18 protein-coding genes are annotated in these 19881 nt (G+C 50.6%); 8 read left to right on the forward strand and 10 right to left on the reverse strand.

All coding sequences use genetic code 11. From position 1 onward, the window contains the following. Positions 1-23: 23 nt before the first annotated feature. The 4 genes from IE117_RS14430 to IE117_RS14445 form a co-directional block, all read right to left on the reverse strand. Complete coding sequence (locus IE117_RS14430) at positions 24-1028, reverse strand: rod shape-determining protein (protein WP_189565135.1); 1005 nt, start codon at positions 1026-1028, stop codon at positions 24-26. Between the two features lie 272 nt (positions 1029-1300). Continuing rightward, a complete protein-coding gene (locus IE117_RS14435) occupies positions 1301-1867 on the reverse strand; it encodes a 1-acyl-sn-glycerol-3-phosphate acyltransferase (protein ID WP_189565136.1) in 567 nt (188 codons plus the stop codon). A gap of 65 nt (positions 1868-1932) precedes the next feature. Continuing rightward, on the reverse strand, positions 1933-3474 hold the full coding sequence (locus IE117_RS14440) for a DUF1501 domain-containing protein (RefSeq protein WP_189565137.1): 1542 nt from the start codon (positions 3472-3474) through the stop codon (positions 1933-1935). Between the two features lie 84 nt (positions 3475-3558). Next, positions 3559-5190, reverse strand: coding sequence for a DUF1800 domain-containing protein (locus tag IE117_RS14445; protein WP_189565138.1), 1632 nt, complete (start codon positions 5188-5190; stop codon positions 3559-3561). Between the two features lie 170 nt (positions 5191-5360). Between IE117_RS14445 and IE117_RS14450 the strand changes: the two genes are divergently transcribed. From IE117_RS14450 to IE117_RS14465, 4 genes are all read left to right on the forward strand, one after another. Beyond that, positions 5361-6278 (forward strand): sugar phosphate isomerase/epimerase family protein, encoded by a 918-nt coding sequence (locus tag IE117_RS14450; RefSeq protein ID WP_189565139.1) that lies wholly within the window; start codon positions 5361-5363, stop codon positions 6276-6278. 86 nt (positions 6279-6364) lie between these two features. Beyond that, the gene (locus IE117_RS14455) at positions 6365-7150 is read left to right on the forward strand and encodes an MlaE family ABC transporter permease (protein WP_189565140.1); all 786 of its coding nucleotides are present in this window, start codon (positions 6365-6367) and stop codon (positions 7148-7150) included. Next, the gene (locus IE117_RS14460) at positions 7150-7944 is read left to right on the forward strand and encodes an ABC transporter ATP-binding protein (protein ID WP_189565141.1); all 795 of its coding nucleotides are present in this window, start codon (positions 7150-7152) and stop codon (positions 7942-7944) included. The genes IE117_RS14455 and IE117_RS14460 overlap by 1 nt, the downstream gene beginning before the upstream one ends. A gap of 120 nt (positions 7945-8064) precedes the next feature. Further along, entirely contained in the window at positions 8065-9096 is a 1032-nt protein-coding gene (locus IE117_RS14465) for an MlaD family protein (RefSeq protein WP_189565142.1), read from the forward strand. Positions 9097-9147: 51 nt separating this feature from the next. On the opposite strand, the gene IE117_RS14470 is transcribed toward IE117_RS14465, so the two are convergent. Then, on the reverse strand, positions 9148-10431 hold the full coding sequence (locus IE117_RS14470; RefSeq protein ID WP_189565143.1) for an asparagine synthetase B: 1284 nt from the start codon (positions 10429-10431) through the stop codon (positions 9148-9150). Between the two features lie 157 nt (positions 10432-10588). Between IE117_RS14470 and IE117_RS14475 the strand changes: the two genes are divergently transcribed. The 4 genes from IE117_RS14475 (at position 10589) to IE117_RS14490 (ending at position 16251) form a co-directional block, all read left to right on the forward strand. After that, positions 10589-11887, forward strand: coding sequence for a DUF3472 domain-containing protein (locus IE117_RS14475; RefSeq protein WP_189565144.1), 1299 nt, complete (start codon positions 10589-10591; stop codon positions 11885-11887). Positions 11888-12150: 263 nt separating this feature from the next. Beyond that, positions 12151-14916, forward strand: a complete 2766-nt coding sequence (locus IE117_RS14480) for a TonB-dependent receptor (RefSeq protein WP_229580882.1) — start codon at positions 12151-12153, stop codon at positions 14914-14916. 194 nt (positions 14917-15110) lie between these two features. Further along, a complete protein-coding gene (locus IE117_RS14485; protein WP_189565146.1) occupies positions 15111-15458 on the forward strand; it encodes an MmcQ/YjbR family DNA-binding protein in 348 nt (115 codons plus the stop codon). A gap of 94 nt (positions 15459-15552) precedes the next feature. Then, the gene (locus IE117_RS14490) at positions 15553-16251 is read left to right on the forward strand and encodes a hypothetical protein (RefSeq protein WP_189565147.1); all 699 of its coding nucleotides are present in this window, start codon (positions 15553-15555) and stop codon (positions 16249-16251) included. Between the two features lie 55 nt (positions 16252-16306). Here the strand turns inward: IE117_RS14490 and IE117_RS14495 are convergent, their stop codons facing one another. From IE117_RS14495 to IE117_RS14515, 5 genes are all read right to left on the reverse strand, one after another. Continuing rightward, positions 16307-16873, reverse strand: coding sequence for a DUF2721 domain-containing protein (locus IE117_RS14495; protein ID WP_189565148.1), 567 nt, complete (start codon positions 16871-16873; stop codon positions 16307-16309). 112 nt (positions 16874-16985) lie between these two features. Next, positions 16986-17744 (reverse strand): SDR family NAD(P)-dependent oxidoreductase, encoded by a 759-nt coding sequence (locus IE117_RS14500; RefSeq protein ID WP_189565149.1) that lies wholly within the window; start codon positions 17742-17744, stop codon positions 16986-16988. Between the two features lie 103 nt (positions 17745-17847). Beyond that, positions 17848-18831 (reverse strand): Gfo/Idh/MocA family protein, encoded by a 984-nt coding sequence (locus IE117_RS14505; protein ID WP_189565150.1) that lies wholly within the window; start codon positions 18829-18831, stop codon positions 17848-17850. 100 nt (positions 18832-18931) lie between these two features. Then, positions 18932-19624: an SGNH/GDSL hydrolase family protein gene (locus IE117_RS14510; protein ID WP_189565151.1), complete on the reverse strand. Its 693-nt coding sequence runs from the start codon at positions 19622-19624 to the stop codon at positions 18932-18934. A gap of 66 nt (positions 19625-19690) precedes the next feature. Further along, the gene (locus tag IE117_RS14515) at positions 19691-19864 is read right to left on the reverse strand and encodes a hypothetical protein (RefSeq protein ID WP_189565152.1); all 174 of its coding nucleotides are present in this window, start codon (positions 19862-19864) and stop codon (positions 19691-19693) included. Between the last annotated feature and the right edge of the window lie 17 nt (positions 19865-19881).

Here is a 19881-nt window from a genome sequence, read left to right on the forward strand (position 1 = left end):
CTACCCGTAAAGTACTCTGCCACTCACTTTATCAAATACCCGGCCCGTTCGATGTTGTTCAGCGTGAGTCCAGCGCCCTTGGCTACCATCCTGAGTGGGTCCTCGGCCACATGGACCTGCAAATGGGTCTTTTGCGATAAGCGCTTGTCCAGTCCGTGCAGTAGTGCGCCGCCACCTGAAAGGTACATGCCGCGCAGGAAAATATCGCCCGCCAGTTCGGGGGGCATTTCTTCCAGCAGTTTCATCACCGATTCTTCGATCTTGGATAATGACTTATCCAGGCAATGGGCGATTTCGGCCTGGGTGACGACGATTTGTTTGGGCATTCCGGTCAGGAGGTCGCGACCTTTTACCTCGTATTCTCTCCGGGATTCGGGCAGGTCGGTCAAGGCCGCGCCTATGCTCTGTTTGATGCGCTCGGCGGTAGGTTGTCCGATCAGCAGGTGGTATTCATTTCGGATATAGAGCTCGATGTCCGCGTCAAGCGTATTGCCCGCTACGCGCACCGATTGGTTGCAGATAATGCCGCTGGATGCAATCAGGGCGATTTCGGTAGTACCCCCGCCGATATCTACCACCATATTGCCTTCCGGTTCTTCCACATTGAGGCCAATGCCTACCGCTGCGGCGATGGGCTCGTGGACCAGATACAGGCGTCGGGCACCCAGCGTTTCGGCCGAATCCTCCACGGCCCGTTTCTCCACCTCTGTAATCCCCGAGGGAATGCAGACTACCATGCGGATAAAAGGTTTGAAAAAACTGCGACGCAAACCGACCATCGCCATCATGCCCCGGATCATCATTTCGGCGGCATTGTAGTCGGCTATTACTCCGCCCTGTAACGGTCTGACGGTACGGATGTTGTCGTGGGTTTTGCCTTCCATTTGCATGGCTTCGTTTCCCACGGCAAGCATTTTATTGGTCATGCGGTCGAACGCCACAACGGAGGGTTGATCGACGACAATTTCATTTTGGTGAACAATCAAAAAATTAGCTGTGCCTAAATCAATGGCTATATCGTGATTCATGAGTCGTTGTCGTAAAATAGGGGAATAGCACAATATCAGCCCGGGTAATGAACCCGGCTAAGCCAAAAAAAGAAATTAGTTGGGTAGGAAAAGAGCAAAGCCGTAACAAGAGGGCAGCCGGATGGCTGCTTTCCCGTATTTCGAATCTCATCTTTCTCTCTCTCAAAACTCTCTCCCGCACCTAAATCCGAATAGTATGACTGGCTGATTGGCTCAAATATACACGGATTCGCGACAAGAAACGAACCATTTGAATCCAGAAATTAAAAGTTTCAGCGCGAATCCGGAATTTCGCCTGTTTCAACGTAATTATTGAGCCAGGTTTTTCGGGGACCTTCTATAGTCAGATAAAAATCATAAAAAGCCTGCATATCCTTTTGATAATCACCCGACAGGTAAAGCGCCTCCCGAATGACGAATGCTTTGCGGGGATAATCGAAGCCAACCAGGATGAGGGGTACATTGGCGTTGAGGGCCATATAGTAGAATCCGCGTTTCAAAACGGGAACGTCGTCGCGGGTTCCTTCGGGCGTTATAGCAAGGTGAAGGGAATCATTTTCCTGGAAAATCTGCACGACATTATCCACCAGGTTATTGGCTTTGCTTCGATCCACCGGAAGGCCGCCCAAGGCCCGGAAAAGCCAGCCGGAATACCATTGAAAAATCTGTTTTTTTGCCAGAAAACTGATGTCAAACTGCATCGTGGCCCGTGCCCCCAGGCTGATGGCCAAATCCCAATTGGAATGATGCGGCGCGCCCACCCATATTGCTTTTTTAACTTTGTAGGGCGGGAGTCCAATCACTTTCCAGCCGAAAAGCTTATACAGGAAGGCAAACATGGGGGATGATAGTTTATAGCGTAGGGGCTGGATGCCCGTCGGATCGAAAAACGATCATTTCAGGATCAGCCCGTAATATTCAGCCCAAAGTTGCCCATAAAATTCAAATTCCCGTTCATCTGGATGTTTCTGACCGTAATGGGGCCGCTGACTTGCACCGTGTGTCCGGTGTTTACACGAACGTATTCGTTGGGAAAGGGAGGGCGGCCCGCTGTCCAAACCCCATTGTCGTTCCAGTTGCCGGAAGCGACCGTTTCGATAACATCCGAGAAGAGCGAGATAGTATCAAAATGGCCGAAAAGGTGTTGGTCTGTCTTGGTAGTTTGGGCTCCGAACCAGTCGTTTAGTATATCAGTGTAAACTCGCCGGAAGTCGATCTGCATGGCAATGTCCCGGTCGGTTTCCCAGGGCATGGGGGCCACGGGCAGAAGCCCGTTGGTCAGGTCGGGGTTTACGCCTACGGTTTGCCGCCTGACGGCTTTCCCAAAGACAAACATCGGGGCCGCCACGCCGTGGTCGGTACCCTGGGAGGCGTTGGCTGTGGCACGACGGCCAAAATCCGAAAACGTCATACCCACCACTTTGTCCTCGATACCTTGTAGTTTGAGATCCTGCTGAAAGGTGGCGATGGCAGTAGAAAGCTGACCCAGCAACTGGGCATGTTTGCCTTCGGTGGTGTCCGAGTATTCCACCTGCCCGGCGTGAGTGTCGAACCCGTTTAGCGAAACAAAATAAATCTTGGTTTTTAGTCCCCCGTGTACCAGTCGGGCCACGATTTTCAATTGTTCAGCCAGGGTATTTTTGGCTGATTGTGGGGGGTAAGTAGCCAGGTTGGCACCCGCATCGGCTGCTTGCTTTATCTCAGCTGCATAGCCAATAGACAAAACCTGTTGCTTGCGGATGTGGGCAATCAGTTCGCCTGCGTCGCAGCAGGGCAGGTTGCCGGTACTTGGCTCAAAATCGGCACTCACCAGCTCATAGAAATTATCGGGATCGTTGATGGCGATGCCCATCGACTGCTGGCTGCCAAGCAAGGTGGTAGAAGTCAGGTAACCGATCTGAATCGCCAGCGGATCTTCCATTTCGGCAGTGGGGTACTGCGTCGGGTAGCCCGGAAAGCGATCTTCCAGGTAACGGCCCACCCAACCGCTGCTTTCGGTTTGATCGGCGTCCACCGCGGTCATGAAAATATCCGTCGATCGAAAGTGCGATTGGCTGGGATTCGGATATGATACCGAGTGAATTATGGAAAATTTGCCTTCATTATAAAGCGCCTGCAGCCCGGTCATGCTGGGGTGCAGCCCGGTAGCGTCATTGCCTTCCAGGCCAAGTACCTTGTTTTCAGGAATGGCAATTTCACTCCGCAAATTCATGTATGCCGAATACTGGTCGCGGGGGATAACGGTGTTCAGTCCGTCATTGCCGCCGTTCAGGTAAACGATCACCAGTACCCGATCCTGATAGGCAGCCGCGGTTTGCATCAGCGAACGGACCAGCGCCGAATTCCGACCCAGCGCCTTAACCCCAAACCCATCCAGAGTCATGGGTAACACCATCGATGATGCCGCCGTAGTGGCTGCCGCCGCTAAAAAATCCCTCCTTTTCATGATCAATTTGGAATGGTAGAAATGAGTAAACGGTAGATTGAATGTGTCTAAAATTCACTCACTCTATCATTCACTCATTCACAATTAAAAAACGTGGTACTCCGCCATCCTCAACAGGTACCGCATGAGGGAGCGGGTGCGCCAGAGAATGGTATTTTGTCTGTCTGTGTTGGTGGGCTCAGCGCGGTAGGCATTCCACTCGAATAGCCAGGTAGTGCGGCTGAAACCCATCATCATGATGGTGTCGAGCAGGAATTCTTTCTGAGCTGGAAAAAGGTCGGTGGCGAACAGGTTTTCGAGAAAGCCATCCAAAACTACCTCACAGGAAATGGCGGGGGTATTCAGATCGGAAAAATTCGGCTGCATTGTAGTTACCCAGGCTAACAGATCGATTCCCAATTGGTAGCCCGGCAGTACCTGGAACCATCGCCAGATCAGGGCGTCAGTAAAATTACTCCGCAGGGCGAGGGTAGTTGTGTTCACCCAGTTGGCCGAATAGCCCGGCTGATAATAGGGTTCGTAGCCGAACACGGTAGATTGGTCCATTAAATCGAGCTGCATGTCGATCATGTTCCAATGGAAAAATTCCATCAGCCTGCGATAGGCCACATACTCGCTCATCATGTCAGGAATTGGCTGCTGAAAGAATCGAATGGAGCCAATCATCAGGTCGGCGGGCGATTTTACAATGGCTCCCCGATTTACCTCATCATAAAAGACTTCGCTGGAAAGCAGCTTTTTTACTACGGGTAAAATGGCATAATTATTCGCAGGACTTTTGAAAAAGGCAGCCAGGGGTACAACGACGTTATCCTCGACCTCCTGCGAAACATTGGGATTGACGTACCAGCGGTACAGCTTCCGGCAGATGAATCTGGGAGTCTCTGGATGGTCGAGTAGTATGGTGACCAGATCATCCAACTCCGTATCTCCCGCTGTCACCCCTGATCTTCCGGTAATTACGGTACCGGCGTAGTGTGACGAGAATACTTTATCGGTCGTATCGTGACGGTTTGGCGTAAACGTGGTTTCAAAGCTGGTCGAGCCTTCGTTATAGTGATTGGTGTAATTCCAGCCCGTAAGTACGCGGGCCGCCGCCTTTACGTCATCTTCGGTATAGTTATTATTACCCGAAAAATCCTTATTGCCAACCGTGAACAACTCCTGCAATTCACGGGCATAGTTCTCGTTTGGACTACCCTTTACGTTCTGATTACCGTTGAGGTAGCGCAGCATCGCCGGATCTTTGGTAATGGCGATCACCAAAAACCGAAAGTTGCCCAGGGCATTGCCACGTAGTAAGCGCAGGTACCGATCCAGAAAACGGTAATCGTCGACCTCGGTTCGGGTCGTGACAAAATGATTTTGCCAAAAGAGAGTGAGTTTGTCGAGCAGAGAAGGAGGAACGTCCTGCCGGGCCATTTGCCCCATCCACCAGTACTTGATGTAGGTGCCAAACCAGAAATTCCGGTCTCCGTTGAACGGTTTGTCGAGATACGTCTGACCGGCGTTGGGTTTCGTTTCGTCGAATTCGATGGGAGGCAAAGGATTGCTAACATAGCTGGCGTTGTCCAGCAATGTCTGAACAGCCTGGGAAGGCGTCAGGCCAACGAAACCGGCAATTTCGGAAGGAGTCGGTCCAAATGTGGCCCGTCGTAACAGGTGCGCCGCTTGCTGGGAGTCAAGGGGTTCCGTTCTTAAATCAAGATTGGGCATTGAAAGGGGTTACTTCTTCACTCCGTTTTACTATTAGTCATTAGTAAGTGTGTGTAGAAGTCAGCGCTCAGGCGGCTAAATACGGCATTTGTCTTCGCATCTCAAAGCAATCACCAAAAACCTCGTAGATTTGTGCCGATGCTTACCCGAAAACTCCAAATAGCTACCAAATGAAACGCCGGGATTTCGTAAACACTGCGCTTGTTTCTACCGGAATCTCGCCCTACTTGGGGGCAATGGCCCTTCCTGCCAAACAACCATTCCCTGCGGCGGGCTATTCGCTCAAAATTCTGGCCACCAACTGGGGCTATCGGGGAACGGTAGATGAATTTTGTGCGGCGGTAAAAAAAGAAGGATACGATGGCCTGGAACTCTGGTGGAACAACGACGCCAAGGCTCGGGAAACGATAGTTGATGCGCTGAAAAAGCACGATCTGGAACTCGGTTTCCTGTGCGGAGGAAGCCAGACCGACTTCCCGACACACCTGGACTCATTCAAAAAATCCATTGACGGGGTCATTTTGCAGAGCGACATCAAGCCCCTGTATATCAACTGCCATAGTGGTCGCGATTTCTTTACCTACCAACAGAACAAAGCATTTATCGACTACACCACGCAAGCTGCCGAGCGAAGCGGAATTCCGATCTTTCATGAGACCCACCGTAGTCGGATGCTCTTTGCTGCTCATATTGCCCGGAACTTTATCGAGCAAAATCCTGCTTTACGCCTGACGCTCGATATTTCGCACTGGTGCAATGTCCACGAATCCTTATTGGAAAACCAGCCTGAGAATGTAGCCTTGGCCCTCAGCCGCACCGGGCATATCCACGCCCGGGTAGGCCATGCCGAGGGCCCGCAGGTCAACGACCCGCGAGCGCCCGAATGGAAACAGGCGCTGGACGCACACCTGGGCTGGTGGGATGTGGTGGTGGCTGAGAAGAAGAAAAAGGGACAACCGCTGACCATTCTGACAGAGTTTGGGCCGCCTCATTATTTGCCCACGGTACCTTATACCAATCAACCCGTGGCAAATCAATGGGACATCAACACGTTCATGATGAAAATGCTACGCGAAAGATATGCCTGAGCATAGCCAGCCCGAAAGGGTTGGCACACTATTTTATAGCCAATACAAACCGAAACGACCAGCCGAAGTCCCTCCCGAATATACGCATGAGTTCAAGTTCTAAAGGCACGTTTATTTCCAAGAATATTGATGCAGTACTTCTCGATTTTTACGAGGGGTGGACCTTTATCGTCAAATTCTTCCGGGAATTATTCCGGGGCCGTCCCGAATTTCAGGAAATTATCAAACAGTGTTACCAGATCGGCTACAAGTCCCTGCCGTTGATTTCACTGACTGGTTTCATTACGGGTATGGTGTTTACCAAACAGTCGCGCCCATCGCTCATGGAATTTGGGGCTACCTCCTGGCTTCCTTCGCTGGTTTCCATTGCTATTGTGCGTGCCTTGGCCCCGTTGATAACATCGCTTATCAGTGCCGGACGGGTAGGTTCCAGCATCGGAGCAGAATTGGGCTCCATGCGCGTGACCGAGCAGATCGACGCCATGGAAGTTTCGGCCGTCAATCCGTTTAAATTCCTGGTCGTGACGCGGGTAATCGCCACTACCATCAGCATTCCCATTTTGTCCTTTTATTGTGCCTTTGTCGGCCTGATGGGTTCATTTCTGGACGTAACGCTCAACGAAGAAACCAATATCATTGCCTTCTTCAAGAGCGCATTTGAACAAATTACTTTTCTGGACATAAACTCAGCCCTGATAAAAGCGCTCGCTTACGGTTTTACAATCGGGATGGTGGGTTGTTATAAAGGCTACAACGCCAGCAACGGTACCCAGGGCGTAGGTCGGGCGGCAAACTCTGCCGTGGTACTTTCGATGTTCCTTATATTTATTGAAGAAGTCGCCATCGTGCAGGTAACCAACTGGTTTAGATAATGAAATCCAATCCTGAAATAGAAACTGTGTCGGGCTTTGAGGGCGGAAATGTTATTTCCATCCGGGATCTGTATAAGTCATTTGGTGATTTGCACGTACTGCGCGGCGTGAATCTGGAAGTAGAAAAAGGCCAGAACGTGGTAGTGTTGGGCCGTTCAGGAACGGGTAAATCAGTATTGATCAAAATTATCTCGGGTCTCCTGAAACCCGATCGGGGCAGCGTGAAAGTACTGGGCCAGGAAGTAGGCGACCTCGATGAGAAAGAACTGCGGGAACTGCGCAAACGCATAGGCTTTTCTTTCCAGAATAGCGCACTTTACGACAGTATGACGGTACGCGAGAACCTGGAATTCCCGCTGGTACGAAATGTCAGTAACCTTAGCCGCAAGGAAATTAACAGTTCCGTAGAGGAAGTACTGGAATCTGTTGGACTGCTGTCGGCCATTAACCAGTCACCGGCAGAACTCTCAGGCGGGCAGCGCAAGCGGATCGGCATCGCCCGCACCCTGATCATGAATCCTGAAATCATGCTTTACGATGAACCCACCGCCGGACTCGACCCAACTACCTGCATCGAAATCAATCAGCTCATCAACGAGGTGAAAGAGAAGTACAACACCAGCTCGATCCTGATCACCCACGACCTGACCTGCGCCAAAATGACGGGCGACCGCCTGGCAATGCTGCTGGACGGAAAGTTCGTGCAGCAGGGTACTTTCGAAGAAGTGTTTAGCAGCGACGACGAGCGAATAAAGAGCTTTTACGATTACAATTTCACGGAGAATCAAGTGTAGGAGGCCATGCTTCCTGACTCGATTCAACGAATAACAGTACCCGGATTTTAAAATTTTTACAAACAGTGACAATTATAAACAGGCTGATTTAAAAGCCATTGTCCATTTTCAATTGAAGCAATGAGTAAAACACCCAATCCTCAAAGACGCGCCATGACTGTCGGCCTGTGGGTTTTAGCCGGCCTGATTATTTTCGTAGTGGGCATCATGACCATTGGCGGGATGCGAAAATCCTTTGTTTCCAAAATTACCGCCAAGGCCACCTTTGACGACGTAAACGGCTTGAAGGTGGGTAATAATATTTGGTTTTCCGGGGTGAAAGTCGGGACAATCAAAGACATCTTTTTCGTGGGCAACTCCCAGGTGGAAGTACTCCTGAACATCGAAGAAAAATCCCAGCAGTATATCCGCAAGGACGCCGTAGTCAAAATCAGCTCCGATGGACTTATCGGTAACAAAATTGTGGTCATTGAGGGCGGTACCCCCAATTCTGAATCCATTCAGGACGGGGATGTTCTACGCGTCAAGAAGGAGGATAGCCAGCAGGATATCATGAATACCCTGCAAGCCAATAATAAAAATATCCTGGCCATTACGGACGACTTCAAGGAAATCAGTGGCAAAATACGCAAAGGCGAAGGTTCAATTGGCAAACTGCTGGCTGACGACCAGTTGTACCAAAATCTGGAAGTGACCATGGCTTCGTTACAGCGAGCGGCTACTCAGGCGCAAGACATCACAAAATCGTTGAACGCTTACACCGCTAAACTCAATAAGCCCGGTGGCCTGGCGTATGACGCCGTTAACGACACAGTCATCATGCGCAAAGTGCGGCTGACAGTTTCCGAGTTGGGCGAAACTGCCAACACGGCCCGCGCTATGGTTGAAGGCTTGAAGAAAACTACCCAGGATTTGTCCGCAGACCTGACCAAGAACAACGACAATGCCGTTGGCTTACTATTACGCGACAAAGCCACTGCCTCCGACATCAAAACTACCATTCAGAATCTGGAAAGTAGTTCGGAAAAGCTCGACGAAAGCATGGAAGCTTTGCAGCACAATTTCCTTCTTCGCGGCTTTTTCAGGAAAAAAGAAAAGCGGGAGCAAGTAGTCGTGGACTCGATTAAACTGAAAGCTGAGGTAGTTCAATAAGGTATTAGTGGAGAATTGATAGCGATTGTAATTCTCCATTCTCCACTAGTCTTAAGTTTTCCGCTTCTTCTTCTTCGCAGAAGGGAACAGGATATTATTCAGAATCAATCGGTAGCCGGGCGAGTGGGGGTAGAGATTCAGGTCGGTGCCCATGCGATGACCACCGCGGCGACCTTCGGGGTCGTGGCCGCCATAGAAAGTCCACTGCCCTACGCCAATTTCACCATACAGGTACCGATCCGATGACTTGCTCTGTCCCATTACCAGCACGTTTGACTTGACGGTTTTTTTGGTAAAAGCGGAAGTCTGACCGCTGAATTCTCGAATCTGAAATTCGTGATTCTGCACCAGCATGGATGGAATGACGTCCCATTTGGCCGAGAAGTCGAAGAGCGTGAAGACATTTTCCGAGTCTCCGAAGCCGTAGCTACCCAGCGAGGCGTTGATGTCCGAAAACCACATCCCGCCGTACCCGTTCTCCAGCTGCAACTCAAAATTTTCAAAGGCGAAAGTCTGGCTGAAATCCAGCTTCGATTGCGCCCCCGGCTCGATGCCGTCGCCGTCGAACTGAGAATCCACAATATCCACTCCCTCGGCGGCCAGAGCAATATCGAAGGTTTCGGCCCCCGAACACATGGCAAACAGGTAACCGCCACCCGCACAGAATTCCTTGATACGCTTGGCCACAGCCAGTTTCATTTGCGACACTTTGGCGTAGCCGAACTTCTTGGCGATGTCTTCTTGGGCCTGAATGTCCTCATGCGACATGCGGCGCAGGTTTCGGCCAAACTGCCCCGTAAAGTCCTCGTGGTGCAGGTGCAGCCAGTCGTATTTGGACAGGTCACCATCCAGAATTTCCTGATCGTAAACTACCTCGAAGGGGATTTCGGCGTACTTGAGCGCCAGCAGCACGGCGTCGTTATACTCAAAAGTAGCCGGGCCGATTTTGATTGGAGAGTAGACGGCGATACGGGCCGCCTTATGGAGCTTCACGGCATCCATATTGACTTCCGGTACGGCGATTTGCGTGATGATGTTGGCCGCCTTGGCGTCAGAAATCACCTCATAGGACACGCCCCGTACCCGGCATTCTTTCTCGATAGTTGAAACGTATTTTATCAAATAGCTGCCACCACGGTAGTTGAGCAACCAATCCAGATCTAACCCGTCTTTCAATACTGAATAGGCAATTCCATAGGCTTTCAGGTGATTGGACTGCCGGTCGTCCATCGGTATCAGGATATGGTTGGCGTAGCTGACCGAAGTTAGCAACAAAAGGAGCAGCGTGCCGCCACTTTTTAGTCTTTTTACGATGGATTGACTTTTCTTTTCCATAGGTTGATGCCAATTGGATATTATCTTGAAGCGCACAACTAAATTGCAGCCTAATTCTTTCACCGTCAACCAAATCTAAACAATATTGTTTGGGAAAACAAAATGGCTAACCTGTAGAATAGCCGTCTGTAAGCGTCCGGAAAATTTTCATTTTATCATGTCTCCTTCAATATTGGTTTCCCTCACCTGGATTCTGTCTGCATGCCTGGGTAGTTTCCCGCCAGTGGCGCAGGACAGTACTCGAATTTATGTCCCGCTGGGCGGTAACGCCTGGGTCGAAAGTGCGGACACCGAAAAAATAGGGGAGTCGGGTTTGACACACTGGCAGAGTCAGAAAGCCAGGATCACCAGCTATGTGCGGCTTGCTAAAAGTGGCAAGGTTAAAGTATTTCTTGATGGTGAGATGACGGAGGGCAGTACCATAAAAACTACCATCGGCCGCAAAACCATCACTCAGACTTTCGACCAGGCAGACATAAGTACCCCCTACCTCGGAGAATGGCAAATCGACCGTGCGGGCTATCTGAAAATTGAACTTTCCGACCTGAAAAAGCAAGCGGAGGCGTTTGGACAAGTCAGGGGTTTGATTTTGGAAGGGAGCGCGGTGGATGATTCGGCGGCTTTCGTCAGAAATAATGAAGGGAACTATTTCTATTGGGGCAGGCGCGGTCCTTCCGTTCATCTAAACTACCACACTGATCCGCTGGCAGAAATTGAGTGGTTTTATAATGAGGTTACGGTACCCGAAGGACAAGATGTTCTTGGCTCCTACTTCATGGCCAATGGCTTCGCGGAAGGGTACTTCGGGATGCAGGTGAATTCGGACACGGAACGGCGGGTATTGTTTTCGGTGTGGAGTCCTTTCAAGACCGATGACCCCAAGTCGATTCCTGAAAGTCAGAGAATAACTTTGCTCAAAAGGGGAAAGGGCGTTTATGCGGGAGAATTTGGCAACGAAGGGGCAGGCGGGCAGAGTTATTTGAAGTACAGCTGGCGGGCGGGGCAAACCTACCGCTTCCTGTTGCGGGGCCAACCTTCGGGCGACAGCACGACAACTTACACGGCTTATTTTTTTGCGCCGGAGGCAGGAGACTGGCAACTGATCGCCAGTTTTAAGCGACCTAAAACTTCCACACATTTAAAAAGACTGCATTCCTTTTTAGAAAACTTTCTGCCGGAAACCGGAAACGTGAGCCGTCGGGTATATTTTGGCAATCAGTGGGTGTATACCACCTCGGGAGGATGGACTTCTTTGACAAAAGCTAAATTTACCGCCGATGCCACCGCCAGGAAGGGCTATCGGCTGGATTACAGCGGTGGAGTCGAAAACGGTCAATTCTATTTGAAGAACTGTGGATTTTTCGATGAACACACCACTATCGGCCAGGAGTTTCAAATAAAGAGCCATGATAATCAAAGGCCTGGCATAGATTTTTCCAATCTGCCTTCTCACTAATCCCATCAGGATTTTTGTAGCCCCGAAACCATTTCCTGGCGCAGGACGCTTTACTATTCACCAACATTGGTACGCTTCTCAACACAGGTAGTTTTGTGGTTTGGCGGACAAGTCGAGTCGTTTGACGATTTTATTTTTCCTTCCTCCACGAATTCTTTTTCTTAGTAGAAGAATAGAGTCCAATGCGATTCAAATACATACCAGCTTTACTTACATAAAAACCAGATTATCCACAATTCATGCCTTTTCCTAGAATGAATAAATTGAAATTTTACGTATTCCTGCAGTTGTTTCTTTTTTCGCTTGCCTACCCATCTTTTGCCCAACGCTTTTCGATCAAAGGTACCGTTCAAACGGCGGCGGACCGGTCGGCCATGCCGGGGGCCATCGTCACGATCCAACTGTCGACCGATCAGCAGCCTTCGGATGGCGTCACTGCTGACGCCAACGGGGAGTTCTCTTTTAGTAAGGTAGCGGCCGGATCCTATTTGGTTAAGGTCAACTACCTGGGATTTAAGCCCATTTCCAAATCCGTGGAGATCGAGAACACCTCGGTCGATCTGGGGACTCTGCTATTGGTGGAAGAAGCGAATAATTTGCAAGAGGTGCAGGTAGTCGGGCAGGTAGCTACCGCCGTCCAGAAAGGCGACACGACTGAGTTCAATGCCGCCGCTTTTAAGACCGCCGCCGACGCCAGCGCTCAGGATCTTATTCAGAAACTACCCGGCGTGACCATGGAGGATGGCAAAGTTCAGGCGCAGGGCGAGGACGTTCAACAAATTCTGATTGACGGTAAACCCTTCTTCGGTACTGATGTGGCCAAAGCACTGCAGAGCCTGCCCGCTGAGGTAATCGCAAACATTCAGGTGTTTAACAAGAGGAGCGATATGGCCGAAATGACGGGGTTCGCCGATAATGATGAAATGAAAACCATCAATATTGTCACCAGGGAAGATCGGCGAAAAGGGCAGTTTGGCAAGACGACCGTGGGCTATGGCACCGACGACCGCTACATGGCGGGTACCAGCATCAACCTTTTTAACAATGATCGCCGGTTCACCGTGACCGGACTGAGCAACAATATCAATACGACCAGTTTTAGCAACGACGAGGACAACTCACGGGGAGGGCGCCCCCGTAGCGGGATCATCAAAACCAACCTGATTGGTGTCAATTATGCCGATATGTGGACGCCCAAGATCGAGGCCAGTGGTAGCTATACATATACCAACCAGAATAATTTTGGTCTGGAATCGAAATTCCAGCAGTTCATTAGTGCAGCCGACTCTGGTCGCACCTACGCCGAGAATAGCCGCAGCACCGAAAAAGATGGCACTCACCAGGCGGATATGCGCATCGACTACAAGATCAATAAGCAAAACCGGATTTTGTTTCGCCCCCGTCTGACCATTCGGCAAGGAGATGATTTTAACTATTTTCTGGGCCGCACCGAAAACGAAAACAGTCCCCTCAACCAAACGGAGAACACCGCCAATACTACTAGCGGCAGCGTGAGTTTCGGCAATACGCTTTATTACAGCCATCAATTCGGGAAAGAAGGCCGCAACGCCACCTTTCGGCTGAGTACGGGGTTCAGCAATAGTTATAGCGATAGGTTCCGTGTGGCCGACAACCAATATTTCCGCGAGCCCGACCGCGACCAGATTCTCAATCAGTTTACTGACTTTAACAGGAACGGATTTTCCTGGGAAGGTAAGATTTCCTATACCGAACCCTGGGGCAAAAACGGGCGGGTGCAACTGGAACACGAGCGCGGCAACCGCTACGATGATTCCGACCGTCGGCTCTTCGATTACAGTGAGTTTACGGGCGACTACTCGAACCTCAATGTGGGACTGAGCAATAGTTTCAAGAGCGACTACCTCACCGAAGAGACCGAGCTTGGCTACCAGTTCCGCAACGACAAAGTGCGGCTTCAGATCGAGGCTGAGTACCAGCGGGCCAGTCTTCGGAGCGACCAGCTTTATCCGGGTGAGTTCGAGATCAATCGTGACTTCAAAAACATACTGCCCTCGCTGCGCTTTGAATACAAGTTCACCAAGTCCAGCAATATCGAGCTCGACTACCGCTCCTGGACCGACGCGCCCTCTATCAGCCAATTGCAGAATGTATATGATATTTCTAACCCACTGTACGTGCGCACGGGTAATCCGGAACTGGTGCAGTCGGTGCAGAACCGTATCCGGGGTCGGTTCCGGGCGCGTAATCCCGACAACGACCACACGTTTTATGCCAGTCTGGAGGCATCAGTGGTTCCCAACTACATTGCCAACAGTACTCTAACCGCCCGTACGCCTTTTCCGCTCACGGCCACCGACACCCTGCAAGTAGGGTCGCAGCTCTCGCGGCCCGTCAACCTCGACGGCTACCGGACCATCCAGTCGTTTATCAACTTCGGGCGGCCCATCAATTTTATTAAGTCAAAATTCAGTACATACGCCTACATCACTCACACGCGGTTGCCAAGCCTCATTGACTCGCTGACGAACTACACGTCTAATACTGGTTTCCGGCTGGGCATGTCGCTGAGCAGTAACATTAGCGAAAACGTTGATTTCTACGTTTCGACCCGCTCGGGCTATAATACCGTGAATCGTTCCCTTCGTAAAACGTCTGAGAACTACTTCAGCCAGAGCAGCCGCGCCCGCCTCACCTGGGTGATCTGGAAAGGGCTAGTGTACCGGACCGACCTGAACCATCGGTTGAATACCGGCCTTTCGGCGGGCTTCAATACCAATTACATGATCTGGAACATGAGTATCGGCAAGAAGGTGTTTGCCAACCAGCGGGGTGAAATTAGTCTGAGCGTGTTTGACCTCTTGAAGCAGAACATCAGTATCCGCCGTAACGTGACGGACATCCTTGTGGAGGACGTGCAATCGAATGTTCTGCAGCGGTACTTCATGCTGTCATTCACCTACAACCTGCGGCATTTCAGCGGCGGGGCGAAGAGTGAAGCGGATTTTGAGCAGCGGGGCGATTCTGACCGTTCAGGGCGAAGATACTGAAACCAGGCAGGGTAGTTTGGGATACTACCCTGGATCGTGGGATTTCAATATTTTTAGATATACAGGCAAAATAAAAACAGCGGGCTACCAGTGGCTCGCTGTTTTTATTTTGTAATGTATTCCAAGTTGGAAATCATACGTATGCAGGTTGTTATTCTTTATATTAACCCAACTATCAGATTACGAATATCTTTATGCCGACCTCAGACACCCTCCGTCAACTAGCCCTTGCCTTTCCTGAAACTTCGGAACAGCCGCATTTCGATAAAACCTCGTTTCGCGTGGGCAAGAAAATATTCGCTACACTGAATGTGAAGTTCAATCGGGCCACCCTCAAACTATCCGGAAAAGATCAGGACCTTTTCTGCCTGTACGATCCGACGGTAATGTACCCTGTACCTAACAAGTGGGGCAAGCAGGGATGGACGCAAATCGACCTCGGCAAAGTACCCGATGAAATGCTGAAAGATGCCCTGCGGGCCGCTTACTGTGAGGTGGCCCCGCGCCGACTGGCGAAATTGGCGGAGCGCGATGGGTTGTGAGTCAATAAGTTGGGAAATAGTTTTGGTGGACTACAACGAATTGCTTGGTTTTGGAATCCAGGAAAGTACATTCATCCAACCCAACATCACAACCATGAAAAATGTGACCTATGTACTTCTGTTTTCTTTACTGTTTACGGCGTTCAGCTGTCAGTTAGCCGGAACGGTTCAATCAGTCGATCCCGTTATTATTGATCCAATCCCTTATACTCTGATTGGGCGGGACAGTATTTCGGCAGGAGAATATCTTGGTGTAGGGGTAAATGAAAGCGCAGCAGTTGCCTACGCAGCTGTCCAATCGCTCATGGAAACCCGTGGTATTTCAAACCTAAACATAGTCAGTAACATATCATCCGATTTGAGCCAGTTGGGCAGTCGAATCCCATTGTACAGCTATGTTCTGCTCGATCAGAAAGAAGGTACTGATTCGGGAATTCAGATTTCGCTGGAAGACGGTATGGTCAAATACATCTACCTCAACAGTGGTGAAAAACTCAGTCAGTGGCCCAAAAATACCAGCGAAAAGGCCTCAATCCGGCTTGGTGACGAGGCCGGAGAACTGTACGAAAAGTTGGTCAGAATTAAGGGGATGAGCCAGTACGCCAGAAAATTTGAGCGGATTTCATTGCAGACTAAAAACTTGGCCGCTGCATTTGATCCCGCCATGGCGCAATCACCGCAGTGGTACTTCGCATACACAACCTCTTCTGATTCTGATGTGCTTGAAAGAGTGAAAATCCACTTGGCAAACGAAGCGGTAACTTACATCGTGGTAGAGCGCTACAAAAAATAGAGAGTTGAATTCTGATTTCTTCGAGAAGTGACCTCTCTTTTGAATCGGTATGCCGTTATTTTTTGACCTTGCGAGCCTTGCGACGCCACCACCGCGACTTCTGTTGTTTCGAAAGCATTTTGATGTTACTCTTAAAATAATGAAGTGTTTCGTTCATTTCCCTGTTGAGCGCTGTCCGCGCCAAACTCGATTCCCGGATTAGTAGTACGCTGGCGTAAAACATCATGGCTGCGCCCAGGATGCTCAATACAACGGGTAGCCATGGACGCTTGGTGTTGAAGACATCCATGATGCCGAGACTCAGGCTGGTGGCTATAAAAACGCAGAGCGCCAGATACAGCGTGATGATAGCCCGCTGAAGCATCCTGGTTCGCTGGGTAGCCTTGTCCAGCAAAAAAAACAAAAGCGACACCTCATGGTCCTTTGGTTCCGACTCCTCGGTCTTTACGAGTGCTTTCAACTCATCGGTCAGAAAGCGGCTGCGCTCAATGACATTGGTTATACGTTGTGAGGTAGTTGTAATGAGAGAGCCACAGGCCAGAATAAGTACCACCGGAGCGACCATCGACGACAGGATGGTCATGGTTTGGGATAGCTTGGTAATCGTAATGAGGTCTTGCAAGAGAAAGTTTATTTAGGCGCTCAGACAGTTTTACATCGAAGATGTCAACCTACAAACGCTTGCAATCAAATTTCAATTCAATGCCGGACGTGCGATCCCGTTTTACTTCCCGCTAAATGGTCGTTCCTCCATCCGCCGTATAAATCCCGCCGGTGCAATAGCCTGAGGCGGGTGAAGCCAGAAACAGGGTGATCCTCGCTATTTCCTCCACCGTTCCCATCCGGGCGATGGGCAGGTGTTTGGTAAATCGGGCGAGCGTCTTCTCATCTTCCCAAAGCGCCTGGCTGAACTTCGTTTTGATCAGGCCAGGGCATACGGCATTGACACGGATGCCGTCCGCACCGAGTTCTTTGGCCAGTACTTTGGTGAGCATATTCAAGGCTGCTTTGCTGACACTGTACATCCCTAATCCAGGATCGGGTGTCAGGCCCGCGATACTGCTGATGTTGACGATGCTGCCACCGCCACGCGCCTTCATGCTGGGTTGCACCAGTTTGGTCAGTTCCAGTACGGACTGCACATTGACCTGCATGATTTTGTCGAAAGCGCTCTCGGGAAATTCCAGCGTAGGGCCATAATGCGGGTTGGCGGCGGCATTATTTACCAGAATGTCCACGCCCCCGTAGGTATCGATGGTTTTCTCGACCAATTCGCGGAGCTGGGCCCGATCGCCGACGTGGGCGGCGATCGCGCTCACCTCCGAGCCCTGCTCCCGCATTTCGACAGCCAGCGCATCCAAATCGGCCTGTTTGCGGCTGCTGAGGACAATATTGGCGCCGGCATCGGCAAGGAACCGGGCAATGGATTCGCCGATGCCCTTGCTGGCACCCGTCACGATGGCTACTTTGTCGTTGATTTGGAAAGAGTACATTATTTAGAGACAGGAGAGAAAGGGTGGAGGAAAAGAAATAAGCTCAGAGTCACAACGTGAGATTTTTACCGCTGGGGTACTTTGTAAAACAAAGGACGTTGAACTAAGAGCGACCGACGATCCAGTCGAGAATCAAACTGGCTCTCGCGCCGGACTCGCCTTTGCTGGGACAAGTACCTTTGCCCCGTAATTCATCGACGATCGTTTGAATGAGGGGTTGCTGGACATGAGGCGGGTAGGGGAGTTCATACTCCTGAATAGTGTCCTGAGTTTCTACTTTAATCGTAAAATGCTCAAAGAAAGAAAAAGTAATTTTTCCTTCGGTACCCAGCAGATACGCTTCGTCTACACGGTGCTTCTTGCTGCCCGTAAAGCACCAGCTGCCGCTACCAACTACCCCGGATTCGAACTCGAAGCTGGCCATCACCACATCTTCCGCCTCATAGAGTCCGGCTTGATTACGGGCAATTCCCCGCGCACTTTTGATCGGGCCGAGCGCAAATTCCAGAAAGTCGAACTGGTGTGAGGCCAGGTCGTGGAAATGTCCACCGCCCGAGATTTCGGGATTTACCCGCCAGCGGGGCTGGGCATCCTGGCCGACTTCTTCGGGATAGGGCGGCCAGTGCAGCGTGATATTCACCAACCGAATTTCGCCGATGGCCTTTTGGTCGATCAGTTCTTTAAGCTTTAAAAAATAGGGCAGACAGCGACGGTAATACGCCACAAACAGCGGTGTCCCGGTTTCACGACTCACCCGTACCATTTCGTTGCATTCTGTGGCGTTGCGAGCCATCGGCTTTTCTACGTACACGGGTTTGCCCAGCCGCAACGCTTTCAGCGTGTACTCTTCGTGCGAACCGGGCGGCGTGGCTATGTAAATGGCATTGATGTCCGGGTCGTTGAGCAATCGGTCAGCGTCGTCGTACCATTTCGGGACGTTGTGCCGACGGGCATAGTCAGCCGCCTTTTCGCCATCGCGGCGCATGACAGCCACGAGTTCGGAGTTTTCGATATTTTGAAAAGCCGGGCCGCTTTTCTTTTCAGTTACGTCACCGCAGCCGATGATGCCCCATTTGATGGTGTTCATTTTTTGGTAATTCGTTTGTGTTTGTTTGGATCAGCCCACCCTGATGCTATCGTTCATGAAGTCAGGCGGTACCCGGTAATCTGCCTTTATCGCTTCACATCTACTCCTTCATTCCATTCAGATAACCCGCGATGTAGGCAGCCTGAGTGGCGCGGGCATCCTCGTTGTAGTGGACATGATCGATAAAATGCTCGTTGCCCAGGTTCTTAGTCAGAGTGTAAAGATCAATGACGGGTACTTTATGCTGGGCCATCACTTCATCCGCGATGGCATTGTAAGCATCGAGGTCGCGGGCGTATCGTTTAAACTGCTTTGACCTACTGTTGTGCCGCTCGTCTTCCACGGGGGTAGTGCGCATCCAGACAGGACGAATGCCCCGGCTTTTGAGTAAGCCGAGAATCTCGTTCAGGTTCGCGCGATAACTGGCCGAATCTACCTGAATCGCATTGGTCCCGGCGTCGCGCTTGATGTCGTGCAAGCCGCAGTTTAGCAGCATTACGTCGGGATGGAAGGATTGCTCCTGCAATTTTATTTTTAAGAAGTCTAAAACCATGCGCGAATCACCCCCGTTGGCGCCAGTGGGCACGTCAAGGTTTTTGGCCGCTTGTCCCTGGTCACTTTTACGGTCGTACTGCCAAACACCCTTGGTGAATTTTTCGAGGTACGGTCCGTACTGAATGGAGATACTATCACCGATGACGTAGAGTTTGGGCCGCGGGAGGGTGAGGCTCAATAGAAAAACGGAACCTAGTATCAGGAAGAGGCGGGGAATGTATTTTTGGGGGGATGTCATAATCAATAAAGCTCGCTGTGCGGCCGATCTATTTACTCTTTGCTAAATTCTTTAATGCCGCTTTTATTACCTACGTATGGCCCCGGCCCTCTCTTGCTCGTTCTGGCGATCCACCCAGGCCTGCGATCCCGTGGATATATTTTGAGAGAAGGCGCCGGGAGAAATCGTGAGAAGAGCCAGGAAAAAAGCAAAGTGTTCAATGATTTGAATGGCGTGAGGGTAGTTAATTGAGGCCTTCATTCTCGATTTTATCGAAC

It is taken from the genome of Persicitalea jodogahamensis, from assembly GCF_014651615.1.
GTDB classification, from domain to species: Bacteria; Bacteroidota; Bacteroidia; order Cytophagales; family Spirosomataceae; genus Persicitalea; species Persicitalea jodogahamensis.

Excerpts from the sequence above, each read along its gene's own strand:
- IE117_RS14430 (WP_189565135.1), bottom strand. The coding sequence starts at position 1,028 with ATGAATCACGATATAGCCATTGATTTAGGCACAGCTAATTTTTTGATT.
- IE117_RS14435 (WP_189565136.1), bottom strand. The coding sequence starts at position 1,867 with ATGTTTGCCTTCCTGTATAAGCTTTTCGGCTGGAAAGTGATTGGACTC.
- IE117_RS14440 (WP_189565137.1), bottom strand. The coding sequence starts at position 3,474 with ATGAAAAGGAGGGATTTTTTAGCGGCGGCAGCCACTACGGCGGCATCA.
- IE117_RS14445 (WP_189565138.1), bottom strand. The coding sequence starts at position 5,190 with ATGCCCAATCTTGATTTAAGAACGGAACCCCTTGACTCCCAGCAAGCG.
- IE117_RS14450 (WP_189565139.1), top strand. The coding sequence starts at position 5,361 with ATGAAACGCCGGGATTTCGTAAACACTGCGCTTGTTTCTACCGGAATC.
- IE117_RS14455 (WP_189565140.1), top strand. The coding sequence starts at position 6,365 with ATGAGTTCAAGTTCTAAAGGCACGTTTATTTCCAAGAATATTGATGCA.
- IE117_RS14460 (WP_189565141.1), top strand. The coding sequence starts at position 7,150 with ATGAAATCCAATCCTGAAATAGAAACTGTGTCGGGCTTTGAGGGCGGA.
- IE117_RS14465 (WP_189565142.1), top strand. The coding sequence starts at position 8,065 with ATGAGTAAAACACCCAATCCTCAAAGACGCGCCATGACTGTCGGCCTG.
- IE117_RS14470 (WP_189565143.1), bottom strand. The coding sequence starts at position 10,431 with ATGGAAAAGAAAAGTCAATCCATCGTAAAAAGACTAAAAAGTGGCGGC.
- IE117_RS14475 (WP_189565144.1), top strand. The coding sequence starts at position 10,589 with ATGTCTCCTTCAATATTGGTTTCCCTCACCTGGATTCTGTCTGCATGC.
- IE117_RS14485 (WP_189565146.1), top strand. The coding sequence starts at position 15,111 with ATGCCGACCTCAGACACCCTCCGTCAACTAGCCCTTGCCTTTCCTGAA.
- IE117_RS14490 (WP_189565147.1), top strand. The coding sequence starts at position 15,553 with ATGAAAAATGTGACCTATGTACTTCTGTTTTCTTTACTGTTTACGGCG.
- IE117_RS14500 (WP_189565149.1), bottom strand. The coding sequence starts at position 17,744 with ATGTACTCTTTCCAAATCAACGACAAAGTAGCCATCGTGACGGGTGCC.
- IE117_RS14505 (WP_189565150.1), bottom strand. The coding sequence starts at position 18,831 with ATGAACACCATCAAATGGGGCATCATCGGCTGCGGTGACGTAACTGAA.
- IE117_RS14510 (WP_189565151.1), bottom strand. The coding sequence starts at position 19,624 with ATGACATCCCCCCAAAAATACATTCCCCGCCTCTTCCTGATACTAGGT.
- IE117_RS14515 (WP_189565152.1), bottom strand. The coding sequence starts at position 19,864 with ATGAAGGCCTCAATTAACTACCCTCACGCCATTCAAATCATTGAACAC.